The sequence below is a fragment of the Flaviaesturariibacter aridisoli genome (assembly GCF_004343705.1).
Lineage (GTDB): Bacteria > Bacteroidota > Bacteroidia > Chitinophagales > Chitinophagaceae > Flavisolibacter > Flavisolibacter aridisoli.
Genome location: NZ_SKFH01000002.1, coordinates 135,311 through 151,017 on the forward strand (window position 1 = coordinate 135,311; position 15,707 = coordinate 151,017).

General features: G+C 60.6%; 16 protein-coding genes. 6 read left to right on the forward strand and 10 right to left on the reverse strand.

Annotation, left to right across the window (positions count from 1 at the left end):
• Positions 1 to 10 precede the first annotated feature (10 nt).
• The 5 genes from E0486_RS02235 to E0486_RS02255 form a co-directional block, all read right to left on the reverse strand.
• Positions 11 to 1,129, reverse strand: a complete 1,119-nt coding sequence (locus E0486_RS02235; protein WP_131850511.1) for an NAD(P) transhydrogenase subunit alpha — start codon at positions 1,127 to 1,129, stop codon at positions 11 to 13.
• A 102-nt stretch (positions 1,130 to 1,231) separates the two neighbouring features.
• Entirely contained in the window at positions 1,232 to 2,023 is a 792-nt protein-coding gene (locus E0486_RS02240; protein ID WP_131850512.1) for an O-methyltransferase, read from the reverse strand.
• A gap of 9 nt (positions 2,024 to 2,032) precedes the next feature.
• On the reverse strand, positions 2,033 to 2,536 hold the full coding sequence (locus E0486_RS02245; protein WP_131850513.1) for a dihydrofolate reductase: 504 nt from the start codon (positions 2,534 to 2,536) through the stop codon (positions 2,033 to 2,035).
• Complete coding sequence (locus tag E0486_RS02250; protein ID WP_131850514.1) at positions 2,533 to 3,327, reverse strand: thymidylate synthase; 795 nt, start codon at positions 3,325 to 3,327, stop codon at positions 2,533 to 2,535. The genes E0486_RS02245 and E0486_RS02250 overlap by 4 nt, the downstream gene beginning before the upstream one ends.
• A 48-nt stretch (positions 3,328 to 3,375) precedes the next feature.
• Positions 3,376 to 4,422, reverse strand: a complete 1,047-nt coding sequence (locus tag E0486_RS02255; RefSeq protein ID WP_131850515.1) for a tetratricopeptide repeat protein — start codon at positions 4,420 to 4,422, stop codon at positions 3,376 to 3,378.
• A 96-nt stretch (positions 4,423 to 4,518) separates the two neighbouring features.
• Between E0486_RS02255 and E0486_RS02260 the strand changes: the two genes are divergently transcribed.
• Genes E0486_RS02260 through E0486_RS02270 form a run of 3 tightly spaced genes read left to right on the forward strand, consistent with a single transcriptional unit; the run spans position 4,519 to position 6,379 of the window.
• Positions 4,519 to 4,893, forward strand: coding sequence for a hypothetical protein (locus E0486_RS02260; RefSeq protein WP_131850516.1), 375 nt, complete (start codon positions 4,519 to 4,521; stop codon positions 4,891 to 4,893).
• 14 nt (positions 4,894 to 4,907) lie between these two features.
• A complete protein-coding gene (locus tag E0486_RS02265) occupies positions 4,908 to 5,825 on the forward strand; it encodes a DUF5777 family beta-barrel protein (protein WP_131850517.1) in 918 nt (305 codons plus the stop codon).
• Positions 5,819 to 6,379 (forward strand): YceI family protein, encoded by a 561-nt coding sequence (locus E0486_RS02270; protein ID WP_131850518.1) that lies wholly within the window; start codon positions 5,819 to 5,821, stop codon positions 6,377 to 6,379. Before E0486_RS02265 ends, E0486_RS02270 begins: the two co-directional genes overlap by 7 nt.
• A 63-nt stretch (positions 6,380 to 6,442) precedes the next feature.
• Here the strand turns inward: E0486_RS02270 and E0486_RS02275 are convergent, their stop codons facing one another.
• A complete protein-coding gene (locus tag E0486_RS02275) occupies positions 6,443 to 6,985 on the reverse strand; it encodes an SRPBCC family protein (RefSeq protein ID WP_131850519.1) in 543 nt (180 codons plus the stop codon).
• Positions 6,986 to 7,208: 223 nt separating this feature from the next.
• Here E0486_RS02275 and E0486_RS02280 point away from each other — a divergent pair, with 223 nt between their 5' ends.
• The 3 genes from E0486_RS02280 (at position 7,209) to E0486_RS02290 (ending at position 9,538) form a co-directional block, all read left to right on the forward strand.
• Positions 7,209 to 7,556, forward strand: coding sequence for a hypothetical protein (locus E0486_RS02280; RefSeq protein WP_131850520.1), 348 nt, complete (start codon positions 7,209 to 7,211; stop codon positions 7,554 to 7,556).
• Positions 7,557 to 7,692: 136 nt separating this feature from the next.
• Positions 7,693 to 8,832, forward strand: coding sequence for a sensor histidine kinase (locus tag E0486_RS19055; protein WP_207906183.1), 1,140 nt, complete (start codon positions 7,693 to 7,695; stop codon positions 8,830 to 8,832).
• Positions 8,825 to 9,538, forward strand: a complete 714-nt coding sequence (locus E0486_RS02290; RefSeq protein WP_131850521.1) for a LytR/AlgR family response regulator transcription factor — start codon at positions 8,825 to 8,827, stop codon at positions 9,536 to 9,538. Before E0486_RS19055 ends, E0486_RS02290 begins: the two co-directional genes overlap by 8 nt.
• On the opposite strand, the gene murQ is transcribed toward E0486_RS02290, so the two are convergent.
• From murQ to E0486_RS02310, 4 genes are all read right to left on the reverse strand, one after another.
• Entirely contained in the window at positions 9,535 to 10,371 is an 837-nt protein-coding gene (gene murQ / locus E0486_RS02295) for an N-acetylmuramic acid 6-phosphate etherase (RefSeq protein WP_131850522.1), read from the reverse strand. The two genes, E0486_RS02290 and murQ, sit on opposite strands and share 4 nt — an antisense overlap.
• An 86-nt stretch (positions 10,372 to 10,457) precedes the next feature.
• Positions 10,458 to 11,747: a RagB/SusD family nutrient uptake outer membrane protein gene (locus E0486_RS02300; protein WP_207906184.1), complete on the reverse strand. Its 1,290-nt coding sequence runs from the start codon at positions 11,745 to 11,747 to the stop codon at positions 10,458 to 10,460.
• Between the two features lie 18 nt (positions 11,748 to 11,765).
• Positions 11,766 to 14,891, reverse strand: a complete 3,126-nt coding sequence (locus E0486_RS02305; protein WP_131850524.1) for a SusC/RagA family TonB-linked outer membrane protein — start codon at positions 14,889 to 14,891, stop codon at positions 11,766 to 11,768.
• Between the two features lie 24 nt (positions 14,892 to 14,915).
• On the reverse strand, positions 14,916 to 15,662 hold the full coding sequence (locus E0486_RS02310) for a DeoR/GlpR family DNA-binding transcription regulator (protein WP_131850525.1): 747 nt from the start codon (positions 15,660 to 15,662) through the stop codon (positions 14,916 to 14,918).
• Between the last annotated feature and the right edge of the window lie 45 nt (positions 15,663 to 15,707).

A 15,707-nucleotide genomic window follows, 5' to 3' on the forward strand; every position in this document is an offset into this window, starting at 1 on the left:
TATGCGCTCGCTACACACCCTGCAGGGCACCGGCCACACGCTCGTGCAGCACTTCCCCCTCGTGGGTGACGCAGCTGCCCTTTACGAGATCGTCTTCCCAGTTGAGGTGCAGGGCACCTTCTTCCGTGGTGATCAGCTGCAGGAAATTGAGGATGTTCTTTCCGTACAGCTTGCTCGCATCCGAAGGCATCGAAGCCTGCAGGTTGCTGTCGCCCACGATGCGGATGCCGCGATGGTCGACGGTGGCGTTGTTTTTCGTAAAGGGGGTGTTGCCGCCGGTGGCCGCAGCAATGTCGATGATGACCGATCCGGGACGCATGCGCTGCAGCGTTTCTTCGGTGATCAGCACCGGCGCCCGGCGGCCCGGAATCTGCGCGGTGGTGATGATGATATCGGCTTTGGCAGCGCTGTCGGCGATCCGCTGTTGCTGCTTTTGCTTGTATTCGTCACTTTGCTCTACGGCGTAGCCGCCGGCTTTCGAAGCATCGGCTGCGCCTTCCACTTCCACGAACTTGGCGCCGAGGCTCATAACTTCTTCCTTCACCGCGGGGCGCGTGTCGAACACTTCCACCACGGCTCCGAGGCGGCGGGCGGTAGCGATCGCCTGCAGCCCGGCCACGCCGGCACCGAGGATGAGGATCTTCGCCGGGGCAATGGAGCCAGCGGCCGTCATGAACATGGGGAAGTAGCGGGGATACAGGTTGGCGGCCAGCAATACGGCCTTATAACCGGCGATGTTGGCCTGCGAGCTCAGCACGTCCATGCTCTGCGCCCGCGTAGTGCGGGGCAGCAGGTCGAGGCTGAAGGTGGTCACACCGGCCTCCTGCAATGCGCGGGCGCCGCCCGGATCGGCCAGGAGACCGAAAACACCAATGAGCACCTTGCCGTTTGCCGGCACCGATGCCGGGCGATGAATGGCCAGGAGAATATCCGATGCGGAAGCAACAGCATCCATTGTAGAAATACGGGCACCGGCGGCCTCGTAGTCGGCATCGGGAGCGTAAGCGGCGGCGCCCGCGCCCGTTTCCACCAGCACCGTGATCCCTTTTTTCACCAGGGCGGCCACCGCCTCGGGCAGCAGCGACACCCTTGTTTCCGGCGCCGGTTCTTTCAACACACCTATCGTCATAGCGTTTTTGTTTTCGTTGCCCGCGTAAGGTAAAGAAAAATTGGCCCCGCCTCCCGGAACGCAGCACTTCGGCCCGATTATGTTTACGAAATCGTTCCCGGTCTAATAGCGGATACTGAAATGACGGGGCACCTTGAATTCATCGCGGAAGAACACAAAGCCGAGGAAGAAAAGGTCCACCGTGCAGCGCACGCGGGGATGTGCCTTGATCTCGGCCCAGGCCCGTTCCATATCGGCACTCCAGTGAATATCGTCGAACACAAGGATGCTGTCGTTGCCGCAATGCTCCAGCAGCTGCGTGAAGTAACGGATCGTGGGCTCATAGCGGTGGTTGCCGTCCACAAAGGCCAGGTCCACCTGCTCCAGCCGCGAAAGCAGCGCGGGCAGCACCGTATCGAAGTTGCCCTGGTGCAGCTGTGCGCGTGCGCCCAGCGCCTCGAGGTTGCGACGCGCTACCTGGTGGATCTCGCTGCTGCCCTCGATGGAATGCACGGTACTTGCTCCGCCCTTGACGAGGTACGCTGTGGTAACGCCCAGCGACGTACCCAGCTCCACAATGGTAGCGGGACGATAGTGCCGTACAAGGCGGTAGAGCAGCTGACCGTATTTACACGGTTTGACGGCCGTACGGGCGAGCTGGGCCACGGTGCGCTGCTTCGCGGCACCCGTGCGCGAACCGGCGCCGAGGTCTTCCACCGTCAGTTCCGTGCGGTCGCTGCGCAGCTGGTAGCGCAGGTGCTCCACTTCGGCCGGCACGCCGTAGCGGCTGTAGTCGTTGAGCACATTCCGGATAAAGCTGTAGATAAAAGGCGAGTGCATGCCGTGCCCCTTACCGTTCATCGCAGTCAGGTAATAGCGCAGGTATTTTACGGCCAGTATTGGAGCGGAGTACATCCGGGATTCTTATAGTTCTGAGGATTGAGAAGCACGCTCCCACAGCTGGAAGCTATGGCGCGGCGTGTCGCCTTCCGCCTCCACCACGTGTTCGTTTACCAGGTACCACTCGGGGCCGAGCTCGGGAAAGAAGGCATCGCCGTCATACCTCTTATAGATGCGGGTCAGGTACACACGGTCGGCCTGCGGCAGGGCGCTGCGAAAGATCTCCGCGCCACCGATAAGAAACAGCTCGTTGACGGAGCGTCGCTGGGCCGCTTCCAGCGCGGCCCCGAGCGAATGCACGGTCTCTACGCCTTCGTGCCGCCACTCCGGGTTGCGGGTGATGACGATGCTGTGGCGGCCCGGCAGCGGTTTCCCGATCGACTCGAAGGTCTTACGACCCATGAGGATCGGCATGCCCCAGGTGAGGTTCTTGAAATATTTCAGGTCGCCAGGAAGCCGCCAGGGCAGCTCGTTGTTGATCCCGATCACGTTGGCCTCGTCGGCGGCCACCAGCAGGCTCAGCGTCATACGGCAACCGGGGCTTTGATGGCGGGATGGCTCTGGTAATTTTCGAGCGTGAAGTCTTCGTAGCGGAAGGCGAACAGGTCGGTCACCGCCGGGTTGAGCCGCATCACGGGCGGCGGGAAGGGCGCTCGCTGCAGCTGTGTCTGTACCTGCTCCAAGTGATTCTGGTAGATGTGCACGTCGCCAAAGGTATGGATGAAGTCGCCGGGTTGCAGGCCGGTCACCTGCGCCATCATCATCGTAAGCAACGCATAGGAAGCGATGTTGAACGGAACGCCCAGGAACACGTCGGCCGAGCGCTGGTAGAGCTGGCAGGACAACTTTCCTTCGCTCACATAAAATTGAAACAGCGCGTGGCAGGGCATCAGCGCCATTTTGGGCAGGTCGGCCACGTTCCAGGCACTCACCAGCATGCGCCGGCTGTCGGGGTTGGTCCGGATCTGCTGCAGCACATCCTTGACCTGGTCGTGCACGGTGCCGTCGGCGCCTTCCCAGCTGCGCCACTGCTTGCCGTAAACGGGACCAAGCTCGCCGTCGGGGGCGGCCCATTCGTCCCAGATCGACACACCATGTTCCTTGAGGTACGCTGTGTTGGTGCTTCCCTGCAAAAACCAGAGCAGCTCATAGATGATGCTTTTGAGGTGCACTTTCTTGGTGGTCACCAGCGGAAAGCCCTCCTGCAGGTTGAAGCGCATCTGGTAACCAAAGGTGCTGATGGTGCCCGTGCCGGTGCGGTCGCTTTTAGCAACGCCGTTGGCCAAGATATGCCGCAAAAGGTCGTGGTAGGACTGCATGGCCGCAAGTTAAGCACCGCTGCCCGTTCGGCGGCAGCGGGAAAGGGCTCATTTATCCACGTTCCGCGGCCAGCTATAGCCGTTCAGCCAGTCGCGGAAGGCGGTTACGGCTTCTTTGTGCTGGCTCAGCCAGGCGGCGTTGGCGCTGTCGTTTTCGGAGGAGCAGGCCAGGTGGGCCCAGGCTTCGAGGTGACCGGCCTTTTCGAGGTCGGCCAGCAACGGGGCGTAAAAGCGCCAGCCGAAGCCGCGGTCTTCCTTGCGGGGTACGGACAGAGACGCGATGGCGCCGCTCATGATCAGGCGGATCCGGTCGGCATGCGCATCGTTCTTGTGTCCGCTCATCACAGTGGCGGCTGTCAGGCTCATCAGCAGGTGCACCCGGCTGAACTCGTTGTTCTTTTTCTTGTCTTTTTCCGAAGGCATGAATACGGAGATACTGATGTTCTTTTCGTCCTTCTGCTCCACGCCCGCACCCAACAGTCGATCGAGACGCTGCAGGGCCGCGGTGGCCCGCTCGCCGCGCTGCTCCAGGGCGAGGAAAAAGGCGGTAGCCAGCAGGCTGTATACGGGGTTGGCGGACTCCTGGAGGCGGGCCAACAGGTTGTGCGAGCCGGGATGGTAAGGATTGCGCGCAAGGGCATGCGCGAGGTCGGCTTCGGCATCATCGGTCTTATTCTGCTGTGCATAGCTCACCGCCCGGTTGAAATACAATATATAGGAGTCGGGATTTTTCCGGATGCCCTTTGTATAAATACGGACCGCCTCATCGCCCTGGCCCTGGTAGTCGAGCAGGGTGCCGTAAAGCACATACACGAGACGTGCCGCCGAATCGGGATGCTCCCGGAGCACGAAGTCGCAAAGGGCCGCGGCATCGGCGTAGCGCTTAAGCTCGGTCAGCGTCAGGGCTTTTTCGTAGTTGGCCAGGTAGTGCTTCGGATCCAGCCGGAGTGCCGAATCGTATTTGAGAATCGCTTCCTCGAGGTAGCCGCGGTCGTGGAGGTCCACGCCGTCGTTGATGTAGCGCGATGCGGCGTCCTGGCTGCGAGCAGTAAAGAGCAGGCAGCAAAAAAGAATCATGCAGATGGTTGGCTTCATGACCTAAAAATAAGCGAACTGGTGCAGGCAAGCAACCGCTCCTTTCCCTTCCCCGTATATAGCTACGTTCCCATCCGCGGGCCAATCAAAACGCACATGAAAAAAACGCTGCTCCTTACGTTCCTGTCCGCCGCCGTACTGGCGGGCGCCTTTTCCTGCTCCCATTCAAAAAAGGAAGCTCTGAACGGACTTTGCAATGCGTCCGGAAGTTCGTACAGCGCGCATATCCTCCCGGTGCTTCAGAATAGCTGCTACAGTTGCCACAGCGCCGCCAACGCCGACGCACAGGGCAGTCGCCGCATTCTCGAAGGACACGCCAACGTCCTCATCTACGTACAGAACGGGCTCCTGATGAGCGCCATCCGCCACGAAGCCCCCGCTTCGTTCATGCCCAAAAACGGACCCATGCTCGACGACTGCACGATCGCCCGCTTCCAGGCCTGGGTCGATGCAGGCGCTCCCAACAACTAAATCGCAGCACACCCATGCATCCACGCTTACGAACCCTGTTTGCCTTCGTGTTGATCGCCCACGCCGCCCGCGGGCAGGACAACCTCGATTCGCTGATGACCGCGCAAAAGACTACCGATCCGCCGCAACTTACCTATGTAACGGGCACGTTCAAGGGCACCCGTATCATCCATCTCCATTCGGTAGAAAAGGCCGCGCCCGGCACCCTGCAGTTGCTGATCCAGCACCGCTTCGGCGCGGTTAACGGTGGGGGCTACGAGTTCTTCGGCCTCGACCAGGCCACGATGCGCTTCGCCCTTGAATACGGACTGAACCGCCACCTCGCGCTGGGCATCGGCCGCAGTACCCTTGAAAAAAATTTTGACGGCTACGCCAAGGTCAGCCTGCTGCAGCAGGCGCGCGGCGCCAAGCCCGTGCCGGTGAGTCTCGTCTACTTCGGCTCGGTGGTGCTGCGTGGTCTCAAAGACCTGCCCGGAGAAAAGAACGGCCCCCACCACCGCCTCACCTACACCCACCAATTGCTGCTGGCCCGCAAGCTGTCGGAGCGCTTCTCGATCGAGCTGGCACCCACCTTCATCCACAAAAACCAGGTGGACTATAACGCCGATCCAAACAACCTGTTCGCTATCGGCGTGGGCGCGCGCGTCAAGCTTACGAAGCGCATCGCCTTCAATGTCGAGTACATCGACCGGGTGCCGCCGGAGCACTCCTCACCCTCCTTCAACAAGTATTTCAACTCGTTTTCCCTAGGCTTCGACATCGAAACCGGCGGGCACGTATTCCAGCTGCATCTCACCAACTCCCTGGCCATGGTGGAAAAGGGATTTATAACAGAAACTTCTGAAAGTTGGGGCAACGGTGGGATACATTTGGGCTTCAATATTTCACGCGACTTCGTGCTGAAGCGCGGTAAAAAGAAAAACACATGGTAAACAAGCTTCCGGGCCGAATTCGCATCCTGCTGGCCCTGCTCCTGCTGGCGGCCCTGCCGGCCGGCGCCCAGACCCGTTCCCAGTTCAGCACTTCCACGGTCACCTTTTTCTCGTCGGCACCGCTGGAGGACATCGAAGCGACCAATAAGAGCAGCAAAGCGGTCGTGGACTGGGAAAAACGCAGCTTCCTCGTGTCCATCCCGATCAAAGGTTTCGAGTTTCGCTCAGGACTCATGCAGAGTCATTTCAACGAAAATTACCTCGAGAGCGATAGGTACCCCGACTGTACTTACCGCGGCATTTTTGCCGGCCCGGTAGACCTCACTAAGGACGGCGACTACCCAATCACCACCAGCGGAGAGCTCACCCTGCACGGCGTTACCCAAAAACGGGTCATCCCGGCCGTGCTGAAGGTGCGTAATGGCCAGGTAACGGTTTCCAGCAAGTTTCCCATCAAAGTGGCCGAGCATAAGATCGCGATCCCTAAAATGGTGTTCAAGAAGATCGCCGAAACGGTGGATGTGACCATCAATGCCCAGCTCGTGCGGATGTAACCAGGGACGTACGAAAAAGCCCCCGCCAGTGGCGGGGGCTTTTTTTTATGCGGCGGGAACGCTTTAGCGCTGTGCCTCGAGGCGGGTCTTCAGGTTGTTGAGGCCGGTTTGCAGGTCGTTGCCCACGGCGCCTTTCATGAAAAGGCTCATGAGGTTGATCGGCCAGGCCATATGCGTTTGAAACCTCCAGCGCACTTCGCTGCTGCCGGCGCTCTTCGGCTCGGCTACCATGGTAGCGGCGGCGTTCGATTCGTAGGGTTTGATGAAATGAATGGTAAAGTCGATGCGGCGGGCGGCGGCGTCGATGCTTTTGATGGTTTGCTCGCCCTTGCCCACGTCGTCTTTGTCGCTTTCCCACGCCGACACAAAGCCAGGCTGGGCATCGGTGCCGCGGAACTCCTTGCGCATCGCCGGGTCCATCTGCGCCCACTTGCTGAAGTCGTTCTGGTTCTTTAAATACTTGACGTAGGCAAATACCGAGTCGGCGGGCTTTTCAATGAGCACCGAACGCTCTACCTGGAACTCTTTCGAAATAAAGGCCGCCGCCACCAGGGCGGTCGCAACCAGCAGCACGACAAACAGCAGGATCCTTTTGATGATACGCATAGCAATAAGTTTTGTGGCGCTAGGATACGACATTTTCCGCCTTCCCACTACAAAAGTCGTTCGTCGGCGCACGGACGCCGTTCGTCGGCACACCCGCAGCCCGGCAGCGGCAAACCGGCGTCTGGATGCGCGGGGGCTGCAGGCGTCTATTTGCGGCCCGGCAGGCCTGCCGGGCGCGGTAGCTTCATTTCGTCAACCGATCGTTCATCGAAAAACAACACGTATGAAAAGCATGTTCCTCGCCGCCCTCCTGCTGTGCGCATTCCTGCTGCTGGCCCGCCAGGCCGGTGCCCGCAGCCTCCCCGACGACCGCCTGCCCCGCTGGGTGCCCACCAAGGGTTATTGGGTGGTGGAAGACAACGTCAACAATCCCGGCAAAGCCGTCGTGTATTTCTATAACCGGCAAAACGTACTTGTGTACCAGGAAACGGTCACCTGCCGCATCAACCTCGACCGGCGCCGGACGCTGCTGCGCCTCAACCGCGTGCTGGAGCATGCCGTTGCCGGCTGGGAAAGCCAGGCACCGGTGGCGCTGGAAACAGGATTGCTGGCACAACAGATGGCACGCTAACCGATCTCTCCTGAGCTAAACCGACGTTCCGCCTCTTCTGGGCGGAACTTTTCTTTTGTCGACGAAACGGTGCTTTCCGTCTACGATGGCCCGCTGTACCCGGTATCCTACACGGGCAATGGCTACCTTAGCATACATGGAAGCCTACCCTTTCATCTTCAGCAACGAACGACGTACCCGCCTGAAGCGGCACCTCCTCTTCTGGGCCTGCTGGTGGGCGTTCCAAAGCTTCCTTTATTCCTTCGTGGCCGGCTTCAGTCCATATGCCTACGCCCAGCGCCTCCCGCTCGCGGCCGCCGAAGCGTTTCTTTTCCTGGCCTCGCATATGTTCCTGGCCTATTCGCTGATGTACGCGGTGGTGCCCCGGCTGCTGCTGAAGGGACGCTATGCCGCCACCGCATTCGCCGTTGCCGGTCTCTTCCTCGCCACAGGCGCCTTGTCAGCGGCAACCTCGCTCAACATCGTGGTACCGCTGCGGCACTCGGTGTTCGGTAACCCCGATTACGCGCACCCGAACGAAACGCACTTTTTCCTGGGACTACTGGCGGGGCTCCGCGGGGCCATCACCATCGGCGGCCTTGCTGCCGCCATCAAGCTGATGAAGCACCTCTATGCCAAGGAGCAACGCAACCTGCAGTTGCAAAAAGAAGCCGGCGAGGCGCAGCTGCAGTTGCTCAAAGCGCAGGTGCACCCCCATTTCCTGTTCAACACGCTGAATAACATTTACGCGCAAACGCAAACGACGGCCCCCGAAGCCGCCTCGATGCTGCTGCGACTGTCGGACCTGCTCCGCTTCATGCTTTACGACGGCAATAAGCCGCTGGTGCCGCTCGACCGCGAGCTGAAGCTGCTGCAGGATTACATGCACCTGGAGCAACAGCGTTACGGCAACAAGCTCGAACTCAGCATCGACCTGCCCGGCGACACCCGCGGCCTGCAGATCGCACCGCTGTTGTTGCTCCCGTACGTAGAAAACTGCTTCAAGCACGGTGCCAGCCAGCTGCTCGACCAACCGTGGATCTCGCTGCAGGTGCGCCTGGACGGCAATTGGATGAAGCTGAAGCTGCTCAACGCCTGCGTAGCCCGTGGTGGCGGACGGCGGGAAGGCATCGGTATGAGCAACGTGGCCCGCCGCCTGCAGCTGCTGTACCCCGATCGCCATCAACTGACGATCACGGCCGGCGAGGAAGTGTTCATTGTCAACCTGAAACTCGAACTGGAACCCGGCGCACCGGCGCCGGCCCGCAACCGTATTTCTACTGCACACCATGAATGAACGCAAGCCCATACGCTGTCTCGTGGTCGACGACGAGCCGCCAGCGCGGGAGGTGCTGAGCCGCTACATTGCGGCCCTGCCGGCACTTGAACTGCAGGGCACCTGCGCCAACGCTCTCGAGGCGCTCGAACGCCTGCAGACCGAAGGAACCGACCTGCTGTTCCTCGACATCCACATGCCGCAGCTGAAAGGCAATGAGCTGCTGCGCATCCTGCGCAACCCGCCGCCCGTAATTTTTACCACGGCCCATCCGGAATACGCCCTCGAAGGCTACGAGCTCGACATCACCGATTTCCTGCTCAAGCCGGTGCAGTTCGACCGCTTCCTGAAAGCCGTAGGCAAGGTGATCGACGGTACGCCGGCACCGGAGGCGGCCGCAACGCGGCCTGAGGCCAACACGCCTTTCGTGTACCTGCGCGTAGACCGTAAGATGGTGAAGGTGCCGCTGGCCGACATCTTTTACGTGGAAAGCATGAAGGATTACGTGAAAGTCACTACCCGCAGCGGCGTGCTGGTAACAAAGCAGTCGATCACCGCCATGGAGGCGATGCTCCCCGAATCGGAGTTCCTGCGCACCCACCGCTCCTTCATCGTGTCGAAGGCACAGGTGCGTGCCTATACGCACGAGTTGCTCGACATAGGCAATACCGAAGTGCCCATCGGGAAGCTGTACCGGCAGCAGGTGCTCCGGGCCCTCGGCGGTTAGCGCCCGAGCGCGTCGAGCGCTTTCTTTACCGAGCCGTGCTCCAGCAGCAGGTCGCGGGCCTGGCCGTAGTCGTCGATGCCCGAGCGTTCCATCAGCATTTGCACGCCACGGTCCACAAGCTTGTTGTTGGCCAGCATCATATTTACCATCCGGTTGTCTTCCACGCGTCCCATCAGGATCATCAGGGTAGTGGAAATCATGTTGAGTACGAGCTTCTGGGCGGTGCCGCTTTTCATGCGGGTGCTGCCCGTCACCACTTCGGGGCCCACTACCGCTTCGATCGGGAAGTCGGCGGCGGCGCTGAGCGGAGCGTTGGGGTTGCAGCACAGGCTTCCGGTGAGGATGCCGCGCGCGCGGCAGGCTTCGAGCGCCCCGATCACGTAGGGCGTGGTGCCGCTGGCGGCAATGCCCAGCACCACGTCTAGCGGCGATACGTGGTAGGATTCGAGGTCCTTCCAGCCCTGCTCCGCATCGTCTTCAGCTCCTTCCACCGCATTTTGCACAGCGTGCTCGCCGCCGGCTATAACGCCCACCACAAGGCCTTTGGGCACGCCAAACGTAGGCGGGCATTCGCTTGCGTCGAGAATGCCGAGGCGCCCACTGGTGCCGGCACCGATATAAAACAGGCGGCCGCCGAGCCGCATCTTGTCGGCGGCAGCTTCCACGAAGGCCGTAATGGACGGCAGCACGCGGGCCACGGCAGCGGGCACTGTTTGGTCTTCCTGGTTGATGAGCGCCAGCAGCTCGGCAGGCTGACGCTGCTCCAGGTGTCGGTAGGGTGATGCCGACTCGGTTACTTTTTCAAACGTCCCGGAAGGTTGGTTTTTTTTCATAATGCGGAGGTCCCGTATAAATACGGACGACCCGTAGCAAAAAGGGAGCCGGGAAGGCTCCCTTTTGCCGGGTTTGAATGAGGATTTTAAAACTGGGGGTCGGGCGGTGTGTTCGGGTTGTTGTCGCGCTCCTGGAAGGGATACGGCAGGAAGTTGCGCTTGCGTTCGGCCAGGGGGCGGTTGAAGCGGCGCATGTCTTCGAGGCGCAGTCCCGACTGGGTGAGTTCAATGGCGCGCTGGCGATAGATCTCATCCAGGATGGCCTGCTGCGTGGTCAGGTTTACGGCCGGCAGCTCAGCGCCCACACCGAAGGGGTCTACCGAGCGCTGCTTGGTGATCACTTTGTTGAGCTCCGTCAGTGCGCTGTTCAGGTCGGGCGGGTTCATGCGGGCATACGCTTCCGCCTTGATCAGCGTGATCTCCCCCGGCAGGTAAATGGGCCAGGAAGTGATGTTCGTGGCCGCAAACCCGGCCGTAGCCGAAATGCTCGTGTTCTGCAGGTAGAACGGCAGGCGCTTATCGGCCGGGTCGGCGGGAAGTGAAGCCGGCAGCCCGAGGTAGGGTGTAGCCGCCACCACGTTGTTGGTGGAAGTCACGGTTTCCCAGATCGGGTTCGGGTTGACGAGCGAGAAGCTGAAGACCGACTTTTTAGTGAGGTCCACCGCGTTGGCCGCGGTAAGGGCCGCCTGGTAGTTGCCCAGCATGAGCGAGTAGCGGGCTTTCAGCGCCTGGAGCGAGTTGGGCAGGTCGATGCCCGCCGGAAGGTTGGCCAGCACCGCCGCCGAAGGCGCGTTAGCGGTCATCGCCGCCAGTGCCCCGTCGATCTCGGATAGGATGCTGGTAAGGGCCGCGGCTCGGGTCTGGAAGGATATGCTCTGCCCCGTACCCGTAGGCACCTGTTCCCAGAAAGTGGCCATATCACCCACGGCCAGCGCCTTGAACAGGGTGGCGTAGGCAATGAGTCCGCTGCCGTAGTTGCGGTCGCCCAGGTTCCGGGCGCCGGCAATGACATTGTTGGCGTCGAACACGATCTTGTTGCTCGAGGTCCAGAGCCCGGCGAGCATCGTGTTGGTGGCATCTACGTTGCCGCCGCCCAGCCAGAGCTGGTTTTCGGGAATGTTGCCCGCGTTGAGAATGCTGTCCTGGCGGGTCAGCAGGCCGTCGATCACCACTTTGTTGTAGAGCGAGGAGGCGCGCCCGGCGGTATACACCCGCTGGAGGCTGACCGCTACCCCGGTAATGCTCGCCGGCGTGGTAAAGGCCTGCGCCGCGCTGATGGCGGACGGATCGGTGAAATCTTTTTTGCAGGAGGTGCCGCCGGCCACGACCGTGGCAAGGGCAGCCCCGTAAAGGAATTTATGCAGATTACTTTTCATTGCTTTCAAGGTTTGTAGTTAGAAACGGGCATTTACACCGAAACGGTAAGTACGCGGGATCGGCACGGCGCCGAAATCGATGGCGCGCAGGATGGTGCTCTGGCCGGCACCGTTCACTTCGGGATCATAGCCTTTGTAATTGTCCCACGAAATGAGGTTGCGGCCGCTCAGGCTCAGCGTGAGGTCGTTGAAGAAGCCGACCTTGCCGAAGCTGTAAGAAAGCGCGATCTCACGAAGCTTCACGAAGGAGCCGTCGTCGACGCGCCACTCTTCGATGCCGTACACACCGGCGATGTAGCCGCGGGGCAACTGGCCGTTGTGTTCCTGCTCGGCGATGAGGCCGTTGCCCACCCCCTGGCGCGTACGCCAGTCGGCGTTCCACACATCAACACCCTGAACAGCGTCGAGCTGGATGCGAAGGTTCAGCTTTTTGTAACGTAGCTCATTAACGAGCGAGCCGGTCCAATCGGGGTTCGGATCGCCGATAACGCGGCGCAGCGGTGTGCTGCCGGCGCCGGTGGTCGGCGGCAGGCCATTGGCGTCGCGGGCCACAACGTAGCTGGTGGGCGACACCTGCGTGCCACGCTCCATCTGCGGAATGCCGGTGGTGGAATGCACCTGGTTGCCGTTGGCGTCCGTCGCGAAGAAAGTACCGTAGAAGACGCCTACCGGGTAGCCTTGCAGGAGCGCTACCGGTGCGCCGGCGTTGGTGCTCAGCAGGCTGAACGAGGGGTTGATGTCGACCAGCTTGTTACGGTTGCGGTTAAAGATCAGCGTGGCATCCCAGGAAAGGTCCTTGCTGCGTACCGGCGTGCCGCGCAGTACGAGCTCGATGCCTTTGTTTTCCAGTTCGCCGAAGTTGTCCAGCAGGCTGGAGAAGCCCGTCGACGGCGCTACCACGCGGGGCAGCAGCAGGTCGGTCACGCGCTTGTTGTACCAGTTGAACGTAAGACCGATGCGGTCTTTGAACAGCGACAGGTCGGTACCGATCTCGAGTTCAGCCTGGCGCTCGGGTTTCACGTCCTCGTTGGCGAGGCGGGCACTGCCCGAAAACTGCGAACGTCCCAGGAAAGCACCGCCGGCACCCGAATAGGAATTGAAGCGGGCATAGGGCCCGATGCCGGTGAGGTTACCCGACTGGCCGTAGGCGGCGCGCAGCTTCAGGGCATTGATCCAGGTGGCACCTTCGCGGATAAAGCGTTCTTCCGAAAGTACATAAGACAGCGCTCCTTTCAGGTAGGTCTGGTTGCGCTGGCCTTCGCCGAAAACCGAAGATCCGTCCACACGCACCGCGCCTGTTACGAACAGCTTGTTGTACAGGCGGAAATTCTGCTGCAGGTAAAGGCCGGAGATGGACTGCTCGGTACGCTCGTCGCCCGAAGGCTGCGGCGTACTGGCCAGCGGTACGGTCTGCACAAAGGGCGGCAGGCCGCGGCCGTGCACAAGGGCAAAGCGGTTGCGCTCATACTGCACCGAGTAACCGGCCTGCGTGGTGGCGCCGATATTTTTGTTGATGTCCCACGAATAGTTGGCGTTGAGGTCGTGGTTGATCTGGAAGAACTGGTTATTGGCCACCGAGGTGTAGCCATTCTGCGCGGGGTCGAGCGATACACCGCCCCCGAAGAAGGCCGTGCTCACGTTGTAGGCAAACGGCGGAATGTAGGTCGTGCCGCCCTGTCCGTAGTTGTCGATACCCAGCGTATAATCCACGGTGAGGTTGCGGATCGGCTTCGTCTTGATACCGAAGGAAGCCAGCACGCGGTTGGTCTCCTGCTGCTGCTTGATGTCTTCGATCACCGACACGGGGTTCACGCGGCCCCGCTCGCCCACGGCCTTCAGGTTCCCGTTTACATCGCGCTCGAAGATGTTGTGGAAGTTACCGATGATATTGATCGAGTTCATCGGCGAATAGAACGAGTTGCCATCGGGCTTTTCGTTCGCCTTGGAATTGATGTAGTTCAGGCCCATCGTCAGGGTCACGTACTTGTTGATCGTCTGGTCAACATTGGCGCGGAAGTTAAAGCGCCGGAAATCCGTGTTCCTGATGATACCCTGGTTGAAGAAGAAGCCTCCCGAGAGGTAGTACTTCGTCATGTCCGTGCCGCCACTAACCGACACGTTGTTGTCCGTGCCGTAACCTTTATGGAAGATGAAATCCTGGTAATCGTAGCGCTGCACGGGCGTGGTGGTAGTGAGCGCCGGCGTCAGGATGTCCTGCGTCTGGGCATCTACCGAGCCGCCGAACTTCTGGGGCGACTGGTTCACGCCGACTTTTTTGCGCAGCTCCGACAGCATCACGCTGGTAGAGAAAGACACCTGCGGCTTGCCGGTTTTTCCGCGCTTGGTGAAGATCTGGATCACGCCCGCGTTAGCGCGCGAGCCGTAGATCGCGGCCGCGGCGGCACCGTTCAGCACCTCGATGCGCTCGATATCATCTGGGTTGATATCGCTCATGCGGTTCTGCCCGATGGTGCCCACGAAGCCGGCGCCGTCGTAGTTGTTCTGCGTGTTGGTCACCCGCGTGGTGGCATTGCTCACAATGACGCCGTCCACGATGTAGAGCGGCTCGGACGACGAATTGATCGAGGAGATGCCGCGCAGGCGCACGGACATACCACCCGCGGGATCGCCCGAGTTTTGCGAGATCTGCGCACCGGCCGACTTGCCCTGGAGGGCAGCCAGTACGTTGCCGGTGGCGCCGCGGGTAAGGTCTTTGGCGCCGACGGTACTCACGTAGGAACCGAGCTGGCGGCGCGTGGTGCCTGCCGACGTACCCGTGACCACCACTTCGTCGAGATTAAGGGCGTCGGGACGCAGAACGGCATTCACCGTATACGTACTGGTGCCGGCCACGACGTCGAGGCCCGACTCCTGCGCCCGCAGGTTCACACCCGTGAACTGCAGCGTATAGCGCCCCGGCTTCAGGTCGGTTTGCAGGGAGTAGTTGCCCTGCACGTCGGTCGCCGCGCCAATGGAAGTTCCGCGCACGGTTACCGTTATACCCGGACGGCGCTCGCCGCGCTCGTCGGTTACCTGGCCGCGGATCTGTACCTGTGCCATCCCGGCGAGGGAGGCAGCCATAAGCAGCAGCAGGAGCCCGTGCCGCTTATAGCATGTTTTGTTTGCAAGCAATGAATAAGACATAAGCGTGATTATTGGTTTTATGGATCAAAGCACTTCGATACCGGCATCGCGGTAAGGCCGCAGCAGCGGGTCCTCGGGCGGAAGCTCGGTGATAATCGTATGAATAGCGTGGAGCGGGCAGACCTGGATCTTCTGCACCGTATTGATTTTTTCGGAGATGGTGAGCGCCACTACGCGGGCCGCATTGGCAATGAGCGCCTGCTTTACCTGTGCCACTTCGAGGTCGTTGTCGGTGAGTCCTTTCGTGTCGGAAAGCGCGTTGGTGCCCAGGAAGCAGAGATCGGCGTTGAATTGGGCGATGCGGGCAATGGCGTCGGGGCCCACCGTGAGCTGTGCGCTGCGCGACACGCGATCACCGATGAAGATGACGTCCAGCTGCGGATGGCGGATGTATTCAAAGGCGGCGGGCAGCGAGCCGGTGATGACGGTGGCCTGCACGCTGTCGGGGATAGAGCGGGCCAGCTCGGTGATGGTGGTGCCGCCGGTGGAAAAGAAGAACATGCCGTCGCGCAGGAGCGTAAGGGCTTTCTGGGCGATCACCTTTTTCTTTTCAAGCGAATAGATCTCTGAATTCTGAAGCGAGGGGCGGAACGAGCGGGAGATGGCGCCGCCGTGGACCTTGATGATGCGGCCGGCTTCGGCCAGCTCGAGCAGGTCGCGGCGGATGGTATCCTCCGACACCTGCATTTTCACGCTGAGGTCGGTAGAGAGCACCTTGTTGTGCAGGTGTAACTGATGGATGATAAACTCCTGTCGTTCCCGCTTAAGCATTCGTTTTGGGTGTAAGGCGTTTCAAAAATAGCGGCGATTCCAAAC

Excerpts from the sequence above, each read along its gene's own strand:
- E0486_RS02235 (WP_131850511.1), bottom strand. The coding sequence starts at position 1,129 with ATGACGATAGGTGTGTTGAAAGAACCGGCGCCGGAAACAAGGGTGTCG.
- E0486_RS02240 (WP_131850512.1), bottom strand. The coding sequence starts at position 2,023 with ATGTACTCCGCTCCAATACTGGCCGTAAAATACCTGCGCTATTACCTG.
- E0486_RS02245 (WP_131850513.1), bottom strand. The coding sequence starts at position 2,536 with ATGACGCTGAGCCTGCTGGTGGCCGCCGACGAGGCCAACGTGATCGGG.
- E0486_RS02250 (WP_131850514.1), bottom strand. The coding sequence starts at position 3,327 with ATGCAGTCCTACCACGACCTTTTGCGGCATATCTTGGCCAACGGCGTT.
- E0486_RS02255 (WP_131850515.1), bottom strand. The coding sequence starts at position 4,422 with ATGAAGCCAACCATCTGCATGATTCTTTTTTGCTGCCTGCTCTTTACT.
- E0486_RS02260 (WP_131850516.1), top strand. The coding sequence starts at position 4,519 with ATGAAAAAAACGCTGCTCCTTACGTTCCTGTCCGCCGCCGTACTGGCG.
- E0486_RS02265 (WP_131850517.1), top strand. The coding sequence starts at position 4,908 with ATGCATCCACGCTTACGAACCCTGTTTGCCTTCGTGTTGATCGCCCAC.
- E0486_RS02270 (WP_131850518.1), top strand. The coding sequence starts at position 5,819 with ATGGTAAACAAGCTTCCGGGCCGAATTCGCATCCTGCTGGCCCTGCTC.
- E0486_RS02275 (WP_131850519.1), bottom strand. The coding sequence starts at position 6,985 with ATGCGTATCATCAAAAGGATCCTGCTGTTTGTCGTGCTGCTGGTTGCG.
- E0486_RS02280 (WP_131850520.1), top strand. The coding sequence starts at position 7,209 with ATGAAAAGCATGTTCCTCGCCGCCCTCCTGCTGTGCGCATTCCTGCTG.
- E0486_RS19055 (WP_207906183.1), top strand. The coding sequence starts at position 7,693 with ATGGAAGCCTACCCTTTCATCTTCAGCAACGAACGACGTACCCGCCTG.
- E0486_RS02290 (WP_131850521.1), top strand. The coding sequence starts at position 8,825 with ATGAATGAACGCAAGCCCATACGCTGTCTCGTGGTCGACGACGAGCCG.
- murQ (WP_131850522.1), bottom strand. The coding sequence starts at position 10,371 with ATGAAAAAAAACCAACCTTCCGGGACGTTTGAAAAAGTAACCGAGTCG.
- E0486_RS02300 (WP_207906184.1), bottom strand. The coding sequence starts at position 11,747 with ATGAAAAGTAATCTGCATAAATTCCTTTACGGGGCTGCCCTTGCCACG.
- E0486_RS02305 (WP_131850524.1), bottom strand. The coding sequence starts at position 14,891 with ATGTCTTATTCATTGCTTGCAAACAAAACATGCTATAAGCGGCACGGG.
- E0486_RS02310 (WP_131850525.1), bottom strand. The coding sequence starts at position 15,662 with ATGCTTAAGCGGGAACGACAGGAGTTTATCATCCATCAGTTACACCTG.